13 protein-coding genes are annotated in these 17059 nt (G+C 72.9%); 6 read left to right on the top strand and 7 right to left on the bottom strand.

Annotated features, from left to right (window positions below; all coding sequences use genetic code 11):
• Positions 1-91: 91 nt before the first annotated feature.
• Positions 92-1552 (bottom strand): aldehyde dehydrogenase family protein, encoded by a 1461-nt coding sequence (locus ACFYZQ_RS08815; RefSeq protein WP_389143457.1) that lies wholly within the window; start codon positions 1550-1552, stop codon positions 92-94.
• A gap of 157 nt (positions 1553-1709) precedes the next feature.
• Positions 1710-2534 carry a helix-turn-helix domain-containing protein gene (locus ACFYZQ_RS08820; protein WP_389144701.1) on the bottom strand — a complete coding sequence of 275 codons (825 nt, stop codon included), beginning with the start codon at positions 2532-2534 and terminating at the stop codon, positions 1710-1712.
• Between the two features lie 354 nt (positions 2535-2888).
• On the opposite strand from ACFYZQ_RS08820, the gene ACFYZQ_RS08825 reads away from it, so the two are divergent.
• Entirely contained in the window at positions 2889-3365 is a 477-nt protein-coding gene (locus ACFYZQ_RS08825; protein ID WP_389143460.1) for an ATP-binding protein, read from the top strand.
• Between the two features lie 146 nt (positions 3366-3511).
• Here the strand turns inward: ACFYZQ_RS08825 and ACFYZQ_RS08830 are convergent, their stop codons facing one another.
• The gene (locus ACFYZQ_RS08830; RefSeq protein ID WP_389143463.1) at positions 3512-3781 is read right to left on the bottom strand and encodes a DUF397 domain-containing protein; all 270 of its coding nucleotides are present in this window, start codon (positions 3779-3781) and stop codon (positions 3512-3514) included.
• A gap of 475 nt (positions 3782-4256) precedes the next feature.
• Between ACFYZQ_RS08830 and ACFYZQ_RS08835 the strand changes: the two genes are divergently transcribed.
• Both ACFYZQ_RS08835 and ACFYZQ_RS08840 read left to right on the top strand, forming a co-directional pair.
• Entirely contained in the window at positions 4257-4790 is a 534-nt protein-coding gene (locus tag ACFYZQ_RS08835) for a hypothetical protein (protein ID WP_389143466.1), read from the top strand.
• Between the two features lie 79 nt (positions 4791-4869).
• Entirely contained in the window at positions 4870-5385 is a 516-nt protein-coding gene (locus ACFYZQ_RS08840) for a DUF4232 domain-containing protein (protein ID WP_389143469.1), read from the top strand.
• A gap of 66 nt (positions 5386-5451) precedes the next feature.
• Here ACFYZQ_RS08840 and ACFYZQ_RS08845 read toward each other — a convergent pair whose 3' ends face one another.
• Entirely contained in the window at positions 5452-6558 is a 1107-nt protein-coding gene (locus ACFYZQ_RS08845; RefSeq protein ID WP_389143471.1) for a DUF2786 domain-containing protein, read from the bottom strand.
• A gap of 179 nt (positions 6559-6737) precedes the next feature.
• On the opposite strand from ACFYZQ_RS08845, the gene ACFYZQ_RS08850 reads away from it, so the two are divergent.
• The 3 genes from ACFYZQ_RS08850 to ACFYZQ_RS08860 all read left to right on the top strand — a co-directional run bounded on the left by ACFYZQ_RS08850 (position 6738) and on the right by ACFYZQ_RS08860 (position 9911).
• On the top strand, positions 6738-7364 hold the full coding sequence (locus ACFYZQ_RS08850) for a LysE family translocator (protein WP_389143474.1): 627 nt from the start codon (positions 6738-6740) through the stop codon (positions 7362-7364).
• A gap of 62 nt (positions 7365-7426) precedes the next feature.
• Positions 7427-8170 carry a Clp protease N-terminal domain-containing protein gene (locus ACFYZQ_RS08855; protein ID WP_389143476.1) on the top strand — a complete coding sequence of 248 codons (744 nt, stop codon included), beginning with the start codon at positions 7427-7429 and terminating at the stop codon, positions 8168-8170.
• A 49-nt stretch (positions 8171-8219) separates the two neighbouring features.
• Positions 8220-9911: a bifunctional 3'-5' exonuclease/DNA polymerase gene (locus ACFYZQ_RS08860; protein ID WP_389143479.1), complete on the top strand. Its 1692-nt coding sequence runs from the start codon at positions 8220-8222 to the stop codon at positions 9909-9911.
• On the opposite strand, the gene ACFYZQ_RS08865 is transcribed toward ACFYZQ_RS08860, so the two are convergent.
• The 3 genes from ACFYZQ_RS08865 to ACFYZQ_RS08875 form a co-directional block, all read right to left on the bottom strand.
• Positions 9912-13334 (bottom strand): BTAD domain-containing putative transcriptional regulator, encoded by a 3423-nt coding sequence (locus ACFYZQ_RS08865; RefSeq protein WP_389144704.1) that lies wholly within the window; start codon positions 13332-13334, stop codon positions 9912-9914.
• A gap of 438 nt (positions 13335-13772) precedes the next feature.
• On the bottom strand, positions 13773-16157 hold the full coding sequence (locus tag ACFYZQ_RS08870) for an FtsX-like permease family protein (RefSeq protein WP_389143482.1): 2385 nt from the start codon (positions 16155-16157) through the stop codon (positions 13773-13775).
• On the bottom strand, positions 16154-16861 hold the full coding sequence (locus ACFYZQ_RS08875; RefSeq protein WP_389143485.1) for an ABC transporter ATP-binding protein: 708 nt from the start codon (positions 16859-16861) through the stop codon (positions 16154-16156). Before ACFYZQ_RS08875 ends, ACFYZQ_RS08870 begins: the two co-directional genes overlap by 4 nt.
• Between the last annotated feature and the right edge of the window lie 198 nt (positions 16862-17059).

Here is a 17059-nt window from a genome sequence, read left to right on the forward strand (position 1 = left end):
CGTCGGTTGGCTCCTGCTGCCTGACACCGACGACGTTACGGACCCTTGCGGTCAGGTGCTGTCCGCAAGCCTCCGTGGGAGGAGAGCTTCCTCAGAAGGGGAAGGTGCTCCGCCCGTACTGCACCGAGATCCACTTCAGCGTGGTGAAGGCGTCCAGCGTGGTCTCGCCGTTCAGCCGGCCGATCCCGGAGTGCTTCTCGCCGCCGAAGGGGACGAGGGGCTCGTCGTGGATCGTGCCGTCGTTCACGTGGAACATTCCGGTGTCGATCCGCTTCGCGAAGGAGACGCCCCGCTCGACGTCCGCGGTGTGGACGGCGCCGCTGAGGCCGTACGGGGTGTCGTTGACGATGCGGACCGCCTCCTCCTCGGCGTCGAAGGGGACGAGCAGGGCGACGGGGCCGAAGATCTCCTTGTGCAGCAGTGAGGAGTCGGTGGGCACGTCCGTCAGGACGGAGGGCTCCACCAGGTTGTCGGTGGTCGCGCCCCCCACCAGGAGTGTGGCGCCCTCGGTGACGGCCTGCTCGATCGCGGCGGAGAGGGCGTTGGCCTGCAGGGAGTTGATGACCGGTCCGATGACCGTCTGCGGGTCGCTCGGGTCTCCGGTCTTGAGCGTTCTCACCTTGGCGACGAACTTCTCGGTGAACTCGTCCGCCACCGAGCGGTCCACCAGGACGCGGTTCGCGGCCATGCAGACCTGTCCCTGGTCGGCGTACCGGCTGAAGACGGCCGCGTCCACCGCGTAGTCGATGTCGGCGTCGTCCAGCACCACCAGCGCGCTGTTGCCGCCCAGTTCGAGGACCGTGCGCTTGAGCTGCGCGGCGCACACGGTGGCGATGTGCCGGCCGACCTTGTCGGAGCCGGTGAAGGAGATCAGCTTGGGGACCGGGTGCTCGATGAAGGCGTCGCCTATCTCGGCTATGTCGGTGAGCACCACGTTCAGCAGGCCGGGCGGCAGACCCGCGTCCTCGAAGAGCTTGGCGAGCAGTGTGCCACCGCAGATCGGGGTGTCCTGGTGCGGTTTGAGGACGACGGCGTTGCCGAGCGCGAGGGCGGATGCGACAGGCTTGACCGACAGCAGGAACGGGAAGTTGAAGGGGCTGATGACGCCCACCACGCCGACCGGGACGCGGTAGAGGCGGTTCTCCTTGCCGTCGATCGGCGAGGGCAGGATCCGGCCCTCGCAGCGCAGCGCCAGCCCGGCCGCCTCACGCAGGAACTCCTTGGCCAGGTGCAGTTCCAGCTGGGCCTTCATACGCGTGCCACCGAGCTCAGCGATGATCATCTCGGTGATCTGGTGCTCCCGCTCCTCGACGAGGCGCAGGACCTTCTCGAAGAAGACGCGGCGGGTGTACGGATTGGTCTCGGCCCATTCCCGCTGCGCCCTGGCGGCCGCCCGGTAGGCCTCGTCGACCTCGTCAGCGGTGGCGATGGTGATCGAGGCCAGCTTCTCGCCGTCGTACGGGTTGAAGTCGATGATGTCCCAGGATCCGGTGCCCGGGCGCCACTCACCGTCTATGTACTGCTGGGCCAGGTCGGTGAAGCAGGACGACATGTGATCCCTCGATCCCTTGCTGCCGAAGCGGTCGAGACAGACACCCGATCAACTTCACGGTCCGATGAGACTGATCACACGTCATCGTACTTGTGATTGCGGTGAGTTGGGCGCCACCTGGGGATACGACGGTCTGCGAGACCGGGTTCACCGTGCGTCAGGAAAGCTGCAGCAGTCCCCGCAGCAGGTCCCGGCTCTCGTCCGGTCCGGGGCTGTCCTGCTGGAGCTCCTTGAGGACCTGCTCGTACTGGGCGACGTCCTCGCGCTTGTCCAGGTAGAGCGCGCTGGTCAGCTGCTCCAGGTAGACCACGTCCGACAGGTCGGACTCGGGGAAGCTGAGGATGGTGAAGGCACCGCTCTCGCCGGAGTGGCCGCCGAAGCTGAAGGGCATGACCTGCAGCCGGACATTGGGCCGCTCGGAGATCTCGATGAGGTGCTGGAGCTGCCCGCGCATCACCTCACGGTCGCCGTACGGGCGGCGCAGGGCGGCCTCGTCGAGGACGATGTGGAGGTCGGGGGCGTTCTCGGCGACCAGGCACTTCTGCCGCTCCAGGCGCAGCGCCACACGCCGCTCGACGTCGGCCGTGCTCGCGCCCTTCATACCGCGCCGCACGACCGCGCGGGCGTACTCCTCCGTCTGCAGCAGGCCGTGCACGAACTGCACCTCGTACGCCCGGATCAGCGAGGCCGCGCCCTCCAGACCCACATAGGTGGGGAACCAGCTCGGCAGCACGTCGGAGTAGCTGTGCCACCACCCTGCCACGTTGGCCTCCTTGGCGAGGGAAAGCAGGGAGTCGCGTTCGGCCTCGTCAGTGATGCCGTACAGCGTCAGCAGGTCTTCCACGTCCCTCGTCTTGAAGCTCACCCGGCCCAGCTCCATCCGGCTGATCTTCGACTCGGAGGCGCGGATCGAGTAACCCGCCGCCTCGCGCGTGATCCCCCGCGATTCACGCAGTCGCCTGAGTTGTGATCCGAGCAGCATGCGCCGCACCACCGATCCCGGCTCTCCCGCGCTCACGTTCGCCAGCCTCCCCAACCGTCTTCAGGGGCCGCAGTCTGCCACTAAAACACTTCGAGCAGTACTCGCCCGGTTACGGAAACGGAAAGACGCCCATGATTTCACACAGCGACCTGCAAGGAAGAGGTGTCCGACGTACATCAGGTTGGCGGAAAAAATGGCCAACAAGTGGTACGGGTGCACCCAATTCGGTCTCGTGCACGTGCATCTGCCCTTGCATCTGTTGTGCGCATCCGAAACCATGGTCTCGCGCCACCGCTGCATCGCAACGACCGCGAATTCCCGGGAGTGCCTCGCATGGGGACGAATGGATCGACCATGCTCGAGCCGTTACGGCAGGGCCTTCCGCCGCTGGATCCGGACGCCGTGTCCAACGCCGCCTCCTGTGCTCTGCCCGCCCGCTACGACGCGGTCCGCGAGGCCCGCCGGTTCACCCGCCTGACCCTCGACCAGTGGACCCTGGGCAATCGCTTCGACGACATATGCCTGGTCGTCTCCGAACTCGTCACCAACGCCCTGCGGCACGCGCTGCCGGAGGACGCCGGCAGATGCCCGGACGAGGCCTCGTCGGTGCGGCTCCATCTGATGCGGTGCACCGGGCGGCTGGTGTGCGCGGTGCGCGACCCCAGCCATGACACCCCGGTCGCGCGCGACTCGGACGACTGCTCGGCCGAGTCGGGCCGCGGCCTGTTCCTGGTCGACTCCTTCAGCGACAGCTGGGGCTGGCACCCGCTGGCGGGCACCCTGGGCGGCAAGGTCGTCTGGGCGCTGTTCCGGCTGCAGCCGGACGAATGACGCGACGCGGCGCCCTCTGACGCCGCGTTTCTACGCGCGTCCACGGACGCGTTGTCACCTTCGCCCCGCTCTGCCCCCCTCGACCCACCCCTTCTGCCTGTCCGCGCCGGGCATGTGGCCCAGCCGGATCAGCCGGATCAGCCGGATCAGCCGGCTACCAGGTGGTCGAACTCGCCGTCCTTGACGCCCAGCAGCATCGCCTCGATCTCCGCGCGCGTGTAGACGAGCGCGGGACCGTCCGGGAAGCGCGAGTTGCGCACCGCCACATCCCCGCCCGGCAGCCGGGCGAACTCCACACAAGAACCCTGCGAATTGCTGTGCCTGCTCTTCTGCCAGGCCACGCCGTCCAGCTGCGTGGCAGCCATGCCGTTGTACACGTCGTACCCCCCGTACACGCCGTCAACGTCGCGGTCCACAGGTCGCTCCCCGGTGGTGCACTTTGGCTGTTGTGGCCATAGATGCGGTGGTCAACTGGTCCGGATCATAACCCCCTTCACGTGCAGATGCATGAGCAGATGCACGTGCACGTGGGGTGTTCCTCCGGTTACAGCCTTGACGAGTGCTTTACCGACCAGTCACCGAAGCTGTCGCGGCATGTGCCCCGGTACTCCCAGGACATGCGAATGCCAACCCCCGTTCATGATCTTCCTCGCCGTCGGCCGCGCCGGGTCGTCGGGATCGAATTCCTTCTCGCACTAAGAACAGACGCGTGGCGGGCCCTTACTGTTCCAGTCTTCACCTAACGGCCCGGTTTGCGTGACCGGCCGGATCGGCGCCCGCACAGGGAACACCTACCGGGCGCCCGGCGGACCGCCAGGGTCGGGCTGGTAGCTTGCTGCGGTCCCAGCGGCCAACCGGCGGCCGTTTCCGCCTACAGCTCGGGAGCTTGCAGTGACTTCGCCGACTACGAGGGTGGCCCCGGCGGCGCGCACGAGGGTGCGGGTCGCGGCCGTGACCGTGGGGCTGGCGGGCGCGCTCGCGCTCACCGCCTGCGGCGGAGGGGGCGGTTCCGACGACGCCTCGACGAGCCCGAGCCCGGCCGGGTCCTCGGCCGGGGCCTCCACCGCGGACACCGGCGCCGGTACGGGCGGGGTCACCGGCGCGTCCGGCGGCCTGCAGGGCAGCTGGCTCGCCACGCACGACGGCAAGGCCGTGGCCCTGGTGGTCACCGGCAAGAAGGCGGCGCTCTTCGTGACCGGCGGCACCGTGTGCAGCGGGACCGCCGGCGAGGAGGCCGGAATGCAGATGCTCCACCTTTCCTGCGCCGACGGCGGCAAGGACCGGACGACCGGAATGGTCGACTCGGTCGGCAAGAGCTCCCTGACGATCACCTGGTCGGGCAAGCTCGGCAAGGAGACCTACACCAAGGCCGAGGGCGGCAAGCTGCCCTCGGGGCTCGCCACCGCGAGCATCGGCACGCCCTAGCGGAGGGGCGCGCGGCGGGTCCGCGCGCGCAGGCACCATGATGCTGGGGACCGTCACGACCTCGACAGGGACTCCACTCATGCGCGCCATTCCGCTCACCGTCACCGCACTCGCCGCCGCACTCGTCCTGACCGCCTGCAACAGCGGCGGCGACAGCGGCGACAAGGGCAAGTCCAGCTCCGCCTGCAAGATCGGCGGTGTCTCCGTACAGGTGGGATCCGCGAGCCTGGCACCGGCCGCCGGTGACACGGGTGAGATCCCCGTCAGCATCACCAACCAGAGCGCGCCCTGCACGCTGGAGCACTTCCCCGGCGCCACCCTCGAAGGGGGCGCCACCACGGCGGCCCTCTCCGCACAGCAGGGCGCGAAGGCGCAGAAGCTGAAGCTCGTGAAGGGTGACTCCGCGTCCTTCACCATCAGCTATGTGCGGGGCGCGGCGGGCGGCAAGAACAGCCTCGCGGCCAAGACCCTCAAGATCACCCTGCCCGGTGGCACCGACAGCCAGAGCTTCCCCTGGAAGTACGGTCCCGTCGCCGGGAAGACCAAGCCGGGCGACCAGGCCTTCGTGAGCGCCTTCCAGCAGGTGGGCGACTGAGACCGGGCGACCGGGGGCGGGCGGGCAGGGCCTCCGCCGCGGGAGTCCTGCCTGCCCGGGCGGGGCCTAATCGAGGCGCGGCCGGGCCCTGACCTGAGCCCGGTCCGCCGCCCGTGCGCCCTCCGTCCAGCCCGCCTCGTCGCTCACCCCGCGCAGACGGGTCGTGGTGGTCTGCGGGAACAGGGCCTCCAGACGGCCGGTCACGGCTGTCTCGCGGGTGGCGAGGACCGGGAGCAGGTCCTGGGTGACCTGGGTCTCGGCGGCGGCCGCGAGGCGCTCGCCGACGCGGTGGGCGTAGGAAGCGAGGAAGGACTGCCGGAACGTCTTCGTCCGCTTCCGGCCGCCGGCTCGCTGGGCCGCTTCGGCCTTCGCCATCGCGTGCGTGGCCTGCACGAGCAGCGAGGTGTAGAGCAGTTCGACCGCCTCCAGGTCGGGCTCGAAGCCGACGACCGTGGAGAATCCGAGCGGTTCGTTCCACACCGCCCGGCAGTGGTTGGCGGTGGCGACCGCGTCGAGCAGGACCGCCTTGGCCTGTTCGTACGGCGGCTCGACTCCGATCCGGCAGGCACCTGGCGCGTCCGCCGAGGGGGCCCCGGCCGCGAGCAGCGCCTCGTCGATGCTGTGCCGGGCCATCAGCTCCTGCGCCTTGGCGCTCAGCGCCTCCGCCTCCTCCGGGAACTCGGTCGCCTCCGCCTTGGCGAGCAGCGCGCGGATCCGGGTCAGCATGCGGGACGCCGGCCGCTGCGGCTCCTGCCGGGATTCCTCCAGGGGTTCCAGGGCGGGCAGGCGCAGCAGCAGGCGGTAGAGCTCGAGGACGGCGGTGGCGTGCGAGAAACGGTCGGCCCCGCGCGCCGGTCCGGCCGGGAGGGCGTCGAGCTGCGCGGTCCAGCGCCGGCCGCGTGGCCGGTCTCTCGGCGCCTGTGCGCGGATCAGCTCCGCCGCCAAGGAGACGTGTACGTCGTCCAGTTCGCGCCGCACCAGCCGTACGACGTCGCCGGGCTGCCAGCCGCGCCGCCAGGCCGCCTCGACGAACTCCTCCCCGCGTCGGGCCAGTCCGGCGTCCGCCCCGGGATCGGCGGCGAGGAGGGAGGCGCCCGTGTCCAGCCCGGCCTCGGAATCGTCGTACAGGGCGGCCCGGAAGGCGCGCTCGACGGTGCTGGTTTCGCTGCTCACCCGTCGATCGTGCCATGGGCCGCCGACAGTGGGCGGGGGTCGTCCACAGCCTGTGGACAACCTTCGGTCGCGCCGGGACCGCGCCGGGAAGGGTCCGGTCGGCCGTTGCCGGGCACCCCGGCATCTCACGTCTCGAAATCCTGTCGCCGCCCTCGGATGCCGCGACGAGCATGCTTGGAATGATGGATATGTCTCTCTACGCGGCGTTCCTCGTCGCCGCCTTCGCGCTGTGCGTCACGCCCGGCCCCGACATGATGTTCATCGTCGCGACGGGCGGCCGGGGCGGACCCTCGGCGGGGGTGACGGCCGCCGTCGGGGTGGCGTGCGCGATGTTCGTGCACACGGTCGCCGCGGCACTCGGGCTGTCGGCTCTGTTCCTGACGCTGCCGACGCTCTACCACGTGCTGCGCTGGGCGGGCGCCGCCTATCTGCTGTACCTCGCGGTCAAGGCGTTCCGCGGGGGTTCCACGCCGGTCGAGGCGGACGCGTCCACGGACGCGGGGCGGCGGCGGGCTTTCTGGCGCGGGGCCGTCACCAATCTGCTGAACCCGAAGGTGATCCTCTTCAACGTCTCCTTCCTGCCGCAGTTCGTGAACCCGGAACTGGGCCGTGTGCGGGAGCAGTTCCTCGTCCTCGGCGCCACGATCACGGTGATGGGACTGCTGGTGGACGGCTCGATCGGGCTGCTCTCCGGCAGGCTCGCCACGCTGCTGCGGCGCAGTCGGCGGGTGGCGCGGTGGCTGGATCTGTTCAGCGGGACCGTGTTCGCGGGGCTGGCGGTGCGGCTGGCGGCGTCGCCGAAGTAGACGCCGGAGCGAAGTGTCAACTTCGGGTTGACGACCTCAGGGTGTCAACCTATGGTTGACACATGACGACGAACTCACCCGGCACGGCTTCCGTGCGTCTCGACGACCTCATCCAGGCCATCAAGACGGCCCACACCGAACCCCTGGAGCAGCTCCAGGACGCGGTGATCGCCGCCGACCACCTGGGCGACGTCGCCGACCACCTGATCGGTCACTTCGTGGACCAGGCGCGGCGCTCCGGCGCCTCCTGGACCGACATCGGCAAGAGCATGGGCGTCACCCGGCAGGCGGCGCAGAAGCGCTTCGTACCGAAGGAGTCGGCCGACCTGGACCCCAGCCAGGGCTTCAGCCGCTACACCCCGCGCGCGCGGAACGTGGTCATGGCCGCGCACAACGAGGCGGTGGCGGCCCGCAACCCCGAGGGTCGCCCCGAGCACCTGGTCCTCGGGCTGCTGGCCGAGCCGGAGGGCCTGGCCGCCAAGGCGATCACCGCGCAGGGCGTCCTGCTGGACGCCGTACGCCAGGCCGCGTCCGCCGCGCTCCCGCCGGCCGCGGAGAACGCCCCGGACCTCGTCCCCTACGGTCCGGAGGCCAAGAAGGTCCTGGAGCTCACCTTCCGCGAGGCCCTCCGGCTCGGCCACAACTACATCGGCACCGAGCACATCCTGCTGGCCCTGCTGGAGCACGAGAACGGGGAGGGCGTGCTCAGCGGGCTCGGCATCACCAAGGCGGCGACCGAGACCTACCTCGCCAAGGCGCTGTCGCTGCTGGCGAGCGGGCCGGGGCAAAGCGACCAGGAGAGCTGAGAACCGCAGGTCACGGCCGTTGTCAGACCCCCCTGCCACACTCGCAGTCATGACCGACCGCTGGGCGCTCGCCCCGGCCGAGGACGGTGGCGTGGAGCTCGCCCCCCTCGGTCCGGACGGGCTGCCCTGCGGGCCGGTGCGGCGGGAGCCGGATCCCGCCGGGGCGGTGCGGAGCCGCCCGGAGGTGACGCGCTGGGTGTGGCGGTCGACCGCCGAGGTCTATCCGCGTCTGCTCGCCACGGGGGTGCGAGTGGAGCGCTGTTACGACATCGAGGACGCCGAGACACTCCTGCTGGGTCACGAGGGGCGGTACGGCGAGCCGCGTTCGGCCGCCGCCGCCCTGGCCCGCCTCCGGGGCGGCCCCGTACCGCCCGATCCCCCGCAGCGCTCCGCCGAACCCGGTGCGCAGTCCCCGCTGTTCGAGCCGCAGGGCGCCCGCCTGCCGATGGCGGACCTCCTCGCGGTCTACGCCGAGCAGCAGCGGCGGCACGACCGGGCCGCGCACCCCGACCGGATGCGGCTGCTGACGGCGGCCGAGTCGGCGGGGATGCTGGTGGCCGCCGAGATGAACCGGGCGGGGCTGCCGTGGAGCGCCGAGGTGCACCGCGAGCTGCTGCGCGACCTGCTCGGCGAGCGGTACGCGGGCGGGGGCGAGCCGCGCCGCCTGGCGGAGCTGGCCGACGAGGTGTCCGCGGCGTTCGGCCGCCGGGTGCGGCCCGATCTGCCCGCCGACGTGGTCAAGGCCTTCGCGCAGGCCGGCATCAAGGTGAAGTCCACACGCCGCTGGGAGATCGCCGCCCTCGATCACCCGGCCGTCAAGCCGCTGCTGGAGTACAAGAGGCTGTACCGCATCTGGGTGGCGCACGGCTGGTCCTGGCTGCAGGACTGGGTGCGCGACGGGCGGTTCCGGCCTGAGTTCCTCGCGGGCGGGACGGTCAGCGGACGCTGGGTCACCAACGGCGGGGGCGCACTGCAGATCCCCAAGGTGATCCGGCGGGCCGTGGTCGCCGACCCCGGCTGGCGGCTGGTGGTCGCCGACGCCGACCAGATGGAGCCGCGGGTGCTGGCGGCGATCTCCCGCGACCCCGGGCTGATGGAGGTGGCCGGCCGGGAGAGCGACCTCTACCAGTCCGTGTCCGACCGGGCTTTCTCCGGCGACCGCGCGCAGGCCAAGCTCGCCGTGCTCGGCGCGGTCTACGGCCAGACCTCCGGCGACGGCCTGAAGAACCTCGCCGCGCTCAGACGCCGTTTCCCCAGGGCGGTGGCGTACGTGGACGACGCGGCGCGGGCCGGTGAGGAGGGCCGGCTGGTGCGGACCTGGCTGGGGCGGACCTGCCCGCCCGTGGCGGGGGCCGCCGACGACGGTGCCGAGGAGGCGGGCATCCCCGTCACCGCGCCGGACGACGAGTCCGACGACCGCCCCTGGGCGCCCGGCCACTCCTCCACCGACGCCCGCGCGCGTGGCCGCTTCGCCCGTAACTTCGTCGTCCAGGGCAGCGCCGCCGACTGGGCCCTGCTGATGCTCGCCGCGCTGCGCCGGGCCTGCGCGGGCATGGCCGCCGAGCTGGTCTTCTTCCAGCACGACGAGGTGATCGTGCACTGTCCCGAGGCGGAGGCCGAGGCGGTGGTGGCGGCGATCCGGGAGGCGGCGGACCTGGCGGGCCTACTGACCTTCGGACAGACGCCGGTCAGGTTCCCGTTCACGACGGCGGTGGTGGAGTGCTATGCCGACGCGAAGTGATCAGTTGTTCCCGCCGAGCAGTTCCCGCAGCTCCGCGACCACCGCGTTCTCGTCGGTGCCGTCCAGAGCGGCGAGCGCCTCGCGCCAGGCACGGTACGCCTCGCGCACCAGGCCCGTCTCCCGCAGCAGGAACCCGTGCTGGTGGCGGGCGAGGCCGCCCACGTAGCGGTCGGCGCGGGCGTCAGCGCGGCGCAGCAGTTCGGCGCACTCGCGTCCCGCCCGACCGGTGCGGCCCAGCTGCCGCAGCGCGCGGACCAGGCCGAGCCGGGTCTGGGACTCCCCGTGCCAGTCGCCGTGGCCGCCGAGGATGCGCAGGCTCTCCTCGAAGTGGACGGCGGCGGCGGCCGGTTCGCCGAGTGCGAGATGGGCGTAGCCGATGTTGCAGTGCGCGGAGTGCTGCACGATGACGGCGCCGATCGCGTCCCCGATCGCCAGCGAGCGCCGGTGCTGCTCTATGGCGGCGCGCGGGTCGGTGTGCTCGTACAGATTGCCGAGGTGGCTGTAGGTGATGGCCTCGCCGTAGGGGTCGTCGAGCTGCCGCGAGTACTCCAGGCTCTGCCGCAGCGCGTCCCCCGACTCCGCGTACCGGCCGAGGCCCTCGAGCAGCAGTCCCCGGTTGTTGAGACAGCGCCGGATCCAGGAGACCCGGCCGAGCCGGCGCCAGATCGTCAGGGCCCGGTCGGTGAGGGCGAGGGCGTCGCCCTGCCTGCCGGTCAGGAAGTGCAGGCCCGCGAGGTCGCCGAGCGCGTAGGCCTCGGCCGCCTCGTCGCCGAGCCGCCGCGCGGCACCGAGGGCGGCCCGGCCGAGCACCTCCATCTCGGCGACCCGGCCGCTGCGCTGGACGTACGGGAAGAACAGCCGGACCAGGGTGGACAGGTGCGCGGCCTGCCGGTCGTCGGGCGTCTCGGCGTACCGCTCGGCCAGGGCGACCACGTTCGCCAGCTCCCGGTCGCCCCAGGCGAAGGCCTCCTCGGCGGAGCCGAAGGCGGGCACGGCCCGCACGTCCGCCGTATGGGCGGGTGGCTGGGCGGCGGTCGGACGGCGGCGGTCGTCCTGGTCGAGGCCGGGTTCCACGATCGCGGTGAGGGTGCGCTCGGCGACGGCGGCGTACCAGCGCAGGGCGGTGCCGGCGACGGCGGTGTCCTCGCCGTCGCCGGTGAGTTCGCGGGCGAAGTCGCGGACCAGGTCGTGGGGTGCGTAACGGCCGTACGCGGTCTCCTCCAGGAGCGCGACGTCGACCAGGCGGTCCAGTGCGGCCTCGGCCCGGCGTTCGTCGGTGCCGGTGAGGCGGGCGATCAGGGCAGCGCCGTAGCTGGGCAGGTCCAGGGCGCCGATGCGGCGCAGGGCGCGGGCCGCGTCCCGGTCGGCCTCGCGCACGGAGGCGGCGAGCGCGTCGTGCGCGACGGCCAAGGAGCGGCGGACGCTCAGGTCGTCGTACTCCAGTTGGTGCAGGCGGCTTTCGGTGGCGGCCAGTTGGTCCGCCAGGACGTCCGGGGTGAGGGCGCGGCGGGCGGCCAGCCGGGCGGCGACCACACGCAGGGCGAGCGGCAGGCGGCCGGTGAGCTCGACGAGGGGGTGACCGGCGTCGAGTCCGTCGCGGCCGGAGACCGTGCGCAGCAGCTCCGCGCTGTCCTCGCCGGTCAGCGGCCCGAGCGGGAAGCGGCGGGCGCCGTCGAGGGCGGTCAGCGGGGAGCGGCTGGTGACGATCACCGCGCATCCGGGGCCGGCCGGCAGCAGCGGCCGTACCTGCGCGGCGTTCGCCGCGTCGTCCAGCACCAGCAGGGTGCGGGTCGGCGCGAGCAGCGAGCGCAGCAACGCGGCGGCCGCGTCGGGGTGTTCGGGGATGCTCCGGGGGTCGGCACCGAGGTCGCGCAGCAGGGTGCCGAGGGCCTGGGCGGCGGGCAGCGGGGACATGCCGGGGGTCGCGCCGTGCAGGCTGACGTAGAGCTGCCCGTCAGGGAAACGTTTCCGCAGCTCATGTGCCACATGCAGGGCCATGGCGCTCTTGCCGACGCCTGCCATGCCGCTGATGACGGCGACGACGGGGGTCCGGGCGTCGCCCCCGTCCGCACCGGGTGCGGTGAGGGCCCGGCGCAGGTCGTGGACGACGTCCCTGCGGCCGGTGAAGTGGGCGGGCGGCGGCGGAAGCTGCGCGGGCCGGGGCGTCCGGGCGACCGGGACGGCGTCCTCGCGCGTAGATGCGGGGGCGAGCGACGGGCCCGCGGTGCCCCTCCCGGACGGCGAGCCGTCCTCCCGGCCCGTGTGCGCGGCGCTCACCTCGGGATCCGTCCGCTCGCCGCCGGGGCGCGGCCGGCGCGGGCCTACGCCTCCGCCCCCGTCCTCGAACGGCCCTTCACCCGCGGGCGGGTGACCCTCGCGCGGCCCCCCGGGGGAGCCCGCGTGGGGACTCGCGTGGGAGCCCTCCTGCGGACCTTCGTGCGGACCCGCGTGGGAGCCCTTGCGCGAGCCCCCGTGCGGATCGTCGTACGGGCCCTTCCCCGGGCCGCTCCCGGCGGCGGCCGGGTCCCCGGTCTCCCGCAGCACCTCGATATGGGCGCTGCGCACCGCCGGGCCGGGCTCGATGCCGAGTTCCTCGACCAGGCGGGTGCGCAGGTCGCGGTGGACGGCGAGGGCCTCGGCCTGGCGGCCGGTGCGGTGCAGCGCGAGCATGAGCTGACGGTGGAAGGTCTCGCGCAGCGGATGCTCGGCCACCAGGGCGGCCAGCTCCGGCACCAGCGCGGTCAGCCGGGGGCCGCCGAGGCCCAGCTCGGCGTCGTACCGCCACTCCAGCAGCAGCAGCCGTGCCTCCTCCAGGCGCTGGGCGAGGGCGTATCCGCCGAGTTCGGCGGGCAGCCCGCTCAGCGGCGCCCCTCGCCACAGCGCGAGCGCCGCCGTGCAGGCCCGCAGCACGCCGGCCCAGTCCCGGCGGCCGTGCGCGGCCCGCGCCTCGCCGAGGCGCGCGTCGAAGACGTGCACGTCCAACTCGCCGTCGTCGACGCGGAGCCGATACCCCGGGGGCACGGCGCGCAGCCGCTCCGGGTCGTCGAGGAGCCGGCGCAACCGCGTGACGTGGTTGTGCAGCGAGGCCTGCGCGGACGCGGGCGGCGCGCCGCCCCACAGGGCGTCCTTGAGCGAGTCGACCGGCACCACCCGGCCGGCCTCCAGCAGCAGCGCCGCGAGCAGGGCGCGCACCTTGGGGCTGCCGATCGGCCGGACCGAGGGGGCCGAGCCGCTGCGGTCACCGGTGTCGTGGGCGCGGGCGTCGTGGACCAGCGGGTCGTCGACGTCGTCCTGGGCGTCGTTCGAGGCGTCGCATGGGCCAGCCGTGACGTCGTCCGTGCCGTTGTACGAAATCCCGTACGGCGCACGGTCGTACAGAACGGGCGGTCCCAGCAGTCCGAACCGCAGCTCGCACCGCCGCATCACGCCGTTCACTGCCTTCCCACGCGGTCGTGGCCGACCGTGCTCCGCGGCGGGCGCCCCGCCGTCCGTGGCGGAATCCCGCCCTGTCTCCGGCGGTTTCCCGCCACTCCTCCTCTGCCGGTTACCGCCGGAATCCGCTACGGTTCCTGGCTACTGCCACTCTCGTCCGGCGAATTCACGCCAACCGGCCGGCAGCCTCCGGAAGAACCGCTGACCACATGTTAGCGATCCGTTGGTGCGTCCTGATGTGATCGTGTCATCGGATCCGGCCCGACGACGCGCGCGTAGGACGCGTAACTCGGGGGAGTGTCGCCGCAGGCCGGGTCCGGGGACGCAAGAGGACCCCGGTCGTCGGAGGTGAACGACCGGGGTCCTTGTCCCGCTCCCCCGCCGGTTCGCGCAACCCCTCCACGAACACACGCCCCGGCGCGCGCCCGCTCATTCGGTGCGCAGTGCCCCGACGGTGTCTCCCCGGGCCGCCCATCCGGCCGGCAGCAGTGCGCCCGTGACCGCGACGGCCAGCCCGCCGAGGGCGAGCAGGGCGAGTTGGGGTGCGTGGTAGACGGCGATGTACGACCGGGGCAGGGTCAGGCCGACCGCGTCGCCCATCAGCGGGGTGACGTAGCGGTGCAGGGCGACCCCGGCCGGCACCGCGGCGAGGCCGGCGAGCAGGCCGATTCCGGCGACCGAGGTGACGATCATGGTCACGGTCTGCCGGGGGCTCATCCCCAGTGCCTTGAGGACGCCGAGGTCGTGGACGCGGTCGCGGGTGTCGAGGACGACCGTGTTGAGGACGCCCAGGCCCGCCACCCCGGCCAGCATCAGGGTGAGCGTGCCGATCAGCGCGTCCATGGCGGCGATCACGCCGGACGTGTTCTCGCTGTTCGCCATGGCGACCGCGCCGGCCGGCCGGAGGGCGGTACTCAGCGAGGCGAGGTAGTGCCCGAGGTCCGTACCCGGTTTCGTCCGCACCTGGTACCGGCCCGGTGTCGCGTCGAGCCCCAGGTCCGCGAGGGTGGAGGTGCGGGTGAGGAGCCCCATGCCCTGGCCCTCGGTGAAGAACGCCTCGCCGACGATCCGTACCGAGGTGCGGCGTCCCTGCTCGGTCAGGGTCACCGTGTCGCCGACGTGGATGTCGGCGGCCTGGAGGAAGCGGCGGGTGACGACCGCTTGTCCCGGGCCGTCCAGCCAGTGCCCGAAGACCAGCCGCGGGGCGCCCCAGGAGGAATCGCCCTGGTACGCGACCACGGTGGTGGCGCCGGTGATCCCGGACGCGCCCACCTCCGCCTGGGCGGTGCCGTAGAAGCGGGCGGTGCCCGGCTGGACGCGGAGTGCGGCCGCGATCCGGGCCGGGTCGGCCTTCGGCTCGTCCTGCCCGCCGTCCGCGGGCACCGCCCGGGCGCCGGGTGGGGCCTGCGGGCCGCCCGCCGCCACGACCACCGAACCGGCCGAGTCGAGCATGCGGTCCGACTGCACGTCCCCGAGGGTCAGGGCGAGCCCGACCCCGAAGGTGACGGTGGCGGCGCCGAAGGCGACCGCGGCGGCCGTCGTGGCGGTACGCGCCGGATGCGCGAAGGGGTGCGCCAGCCCGAGCCCCACCGCACGCGGCACGGGCAGCCGCCCTGTCAGCCGCCGCGCCACGCGCCCCCGTCCCGCGCGGGGCGTGCGCCCCACTCGGATGGCCTCGACGGTGCGCAGGCGCCCGGCGCGCAGCGCGGGCGGCAGAGCGGCGAGCGCCACCAGGACGAGGACGGCGGCGGGCACCGCGAGGTCGATCCACACCGGTATCGAGGCCGTCGGCCCGTCGAAGGCCTCGCCGACGTCACCGAGCACCGGTACGGCCAGCAGGTTGCCCAGGACCAGCCCCGGTGCGCAGCCGACCGCCGCCGGGATCAGCGCCTGCCCGAGGTAGGCCCGCACCACCTGTGCCGGAGTGAAGCCGAGGGACTTGAGGATGCCGATGCGACGGGTGGCGCTGCCCACCGCACCGCTCACCACGATGCCGATGACCAGTACCGACAGCAGCAGTCCGAGGACACCGAAGGCGGCCAGGAAGGGCACGAACGCCATCGCGTTGGCGGTCTCCTGCTGCCTGACGGTCAGATACGACTCCGCCCCGGTCATCGCCCCCTTCGGCACCGCCGCACCGACCGCCGCACGGTCGGCGGCCACTTGGGCGTCCGTACCGGCGTGGCGGAAGCGGTAGAGCATCTCGTACGAGGGTGCGCCACCCGTCCCGTTCAGGGCCTCGGCCTGCGCGGGAGTCACCCAGGCGTCCGCGGTGCCGGTCACCGAACGGGCGATGCCGACCACGGTGAGCGTCGGGCTCCCCGGCGCACCGGGGAACGTCAGCCGGGCGCCCCGGTCCACGGGGACCGTGCCCAGGGCCAGCACGATCTGGCCGGGGCGGGTCGCCCAGGTCCCCTCCGCGAGCCGGACCCGGTCCACCGGGCCACCGGCGGACGCCCGGCCGGCGACGGTCATCGGGGGCAGGTCGGCACCGGACGGGAGGAAGTCCGAGGCGGAGGCCGTGCGCGGGCGTACCGAGAGGGTCCGGAAGGGGCCCGCCGCGGCGGACACTCCGGACGTGCGGGCGGTGGCCGCGAGCCGCGCCGCCGTCGCCTTCGTCCCGTCGAACCGCACGGTGAGATGGGCGCCGTGGCGCTGCGCGAAGGCGTGGTCGAAGGGCGCCCGGGACGCGACGAGCAGTCCGGCGGCGAGGACGGCGGCGGTCACCGACATGAACGTGGTCAGGATCAGCACGGCGGTCTGCACGCGGCGCCGCCCGACTCCGGCGCGTACCACCCGGCCGAGGGCGCTCATCGGGTCGCCGCCGGTGCCACGTGCCCGCTGTCGCGGACGATCCGGCCGTCGACCAGTTCGACGGTGCGGGTGGCACAGGAGCGGGCCAGCGCCAGGTCGTGGGTGACCAGGACGATCGTCTGCCCTGCCGCGTTGAGGTCGGCCAGCAGTGCCCGGACGTCGTCGCCGGACGCGGTGTCCAGCGCGCCCGTCGGCTCGTCGGCCAGCAGCAGGGCCGGACGGTTCATCAGAGCCCGGGCAACCGCGACGCGTTGCCGTTCGCCGCCGGACAACCGGCCGGGGTAGGCGTCGGCGTGGCGGTCGATGCGCAGGGACTCCAGCAGCCCGGCGGCACGGGTGCGCGCCTCCCCGCGGGACAGGCCCGCCAGTTGGGCGGGGAGCAGCACGTTGTCGGTGACGGTCAGGTCGTCGAGGAGGTTGAAGAACTGGAAGACCATGCCGATCCTCGTCCGCCGGTACCGCGCCGACCCGGCCTCGCTCAGCGCGTCCACGCGCAGCCCGTCGACCGTGACGCTGCCCGTGCTCGGCCGGTCGAGCCCGGCGATCAGGTTGAGCAGCGTCGACTTGCCGCTGCCGGACGGACCGAGGACGGCGACCGCCTCTCCGGCACGCACGCTCAGCGTCACGTCGGCGAGGGCCGGGGGGTCTTCGCCGTACGTTCTGGTGACCTCGCGGATGTCGATGACGGGCACGTTCGGTGCCATGGGGCCTCCAGCGGCGGATGGTTGCGGGACGGGCCGAAGGTAGGCGCCGGAGGGCGACCGGGGCGTCGGTCGCGACGGCGAAACCGGCTGCCGTTCCCGGATGACCCGGCGGGGGCGTCATCCTCGCGATGTAGCCGGGGGGTGTAGCGCCCCGCCGTGCCGTCCGCGCCGGGAGGGATGTGGCCGGGAGGGGGGCTT

The organism is Streptomyces sp. NPDC001843, assembly GCF_042891955.1.
GTDB lineage: Bacteria > Actinomycetota > Actinomycetes > Streptomycetales > Streptomycetaceae > Streptomyces.

Bases quoted from the DNA above. Each gene is read 5' to 3' on its own strand.
- ACFYZQ_RS08815 (WP_389143457.1), bottom strand. From the start codon at position 1,552: ATGTCGTCCTGCTTCACCGACCTGGCCCAGCAGTACATAGACGGTGAG.
- ACFYZQ_RS08820 (WP_389144701.1), bottom strand. From the start codon at position 2,534: ATGCTGCTCGGATCACAACTCAGGCGACTGCGTGAATCGCGGGGGATC.
- ACFYZQ_RS08825 (WP_389143460.1), top strand. From the start codon at position 2,889: ATGCTCGAGCCGTTACGGCAGGGCCTTCCGCCGCTGGATCCGGACGCC.
- ACFYZQ_RS08840 (WP_389143469.1), top strand. From the start codon at position 4,870: ATGCGCGCCATTCCGCTCACCGTCACCGCACTCGCCGCCGCACTCGTC.
- ACFYZQ_RS08850 (WP_389143474.1), top strand. From the start codon at position 6,738: ATGATGGATATGTCTCTCTACGCGGCGTTCCTCGTCGCCGCCTTCGCG.
- ACFYZQ_RS08855 (WP_389143476.1), top strand. From the start codon at position 7,427: ATGACGACGAACTCACCCGGCACGGCTTCCGTGCGTCTCGACGACCTC.
- ACFYZQ_RS08860 (WP_389143479.1), top strand. From the start codon at position 8,220: ATGACCGACCGCTGGGCGCTCGCCCCGGCCGAGGACGGTGGCGTGGAG.
- ACFYZQ_RS08865 (WP_389144704.1), bottom strand. From the start codon at position 13,334: ATGCGGCGGTGCGAGCTGCGGTTCGGACTGCTGGGACCGCCCGTTCTG.
- ACFYZQ_RS08870 (WP_389143482.1), bottom strand. From the start codon at position 16,157: ATGAGCGCCCTCGGCCGGGTGGTACGCGCCGGAGTCGGGCGGCGCCGC.
- ACFYZQ_RS08875 (WP_389143485.1), bottom strand. From the start codon at position 16,861: ATGGCACCGAACGTGCCCGTCATCGACATCCGCGAGGTCACCAGAACG.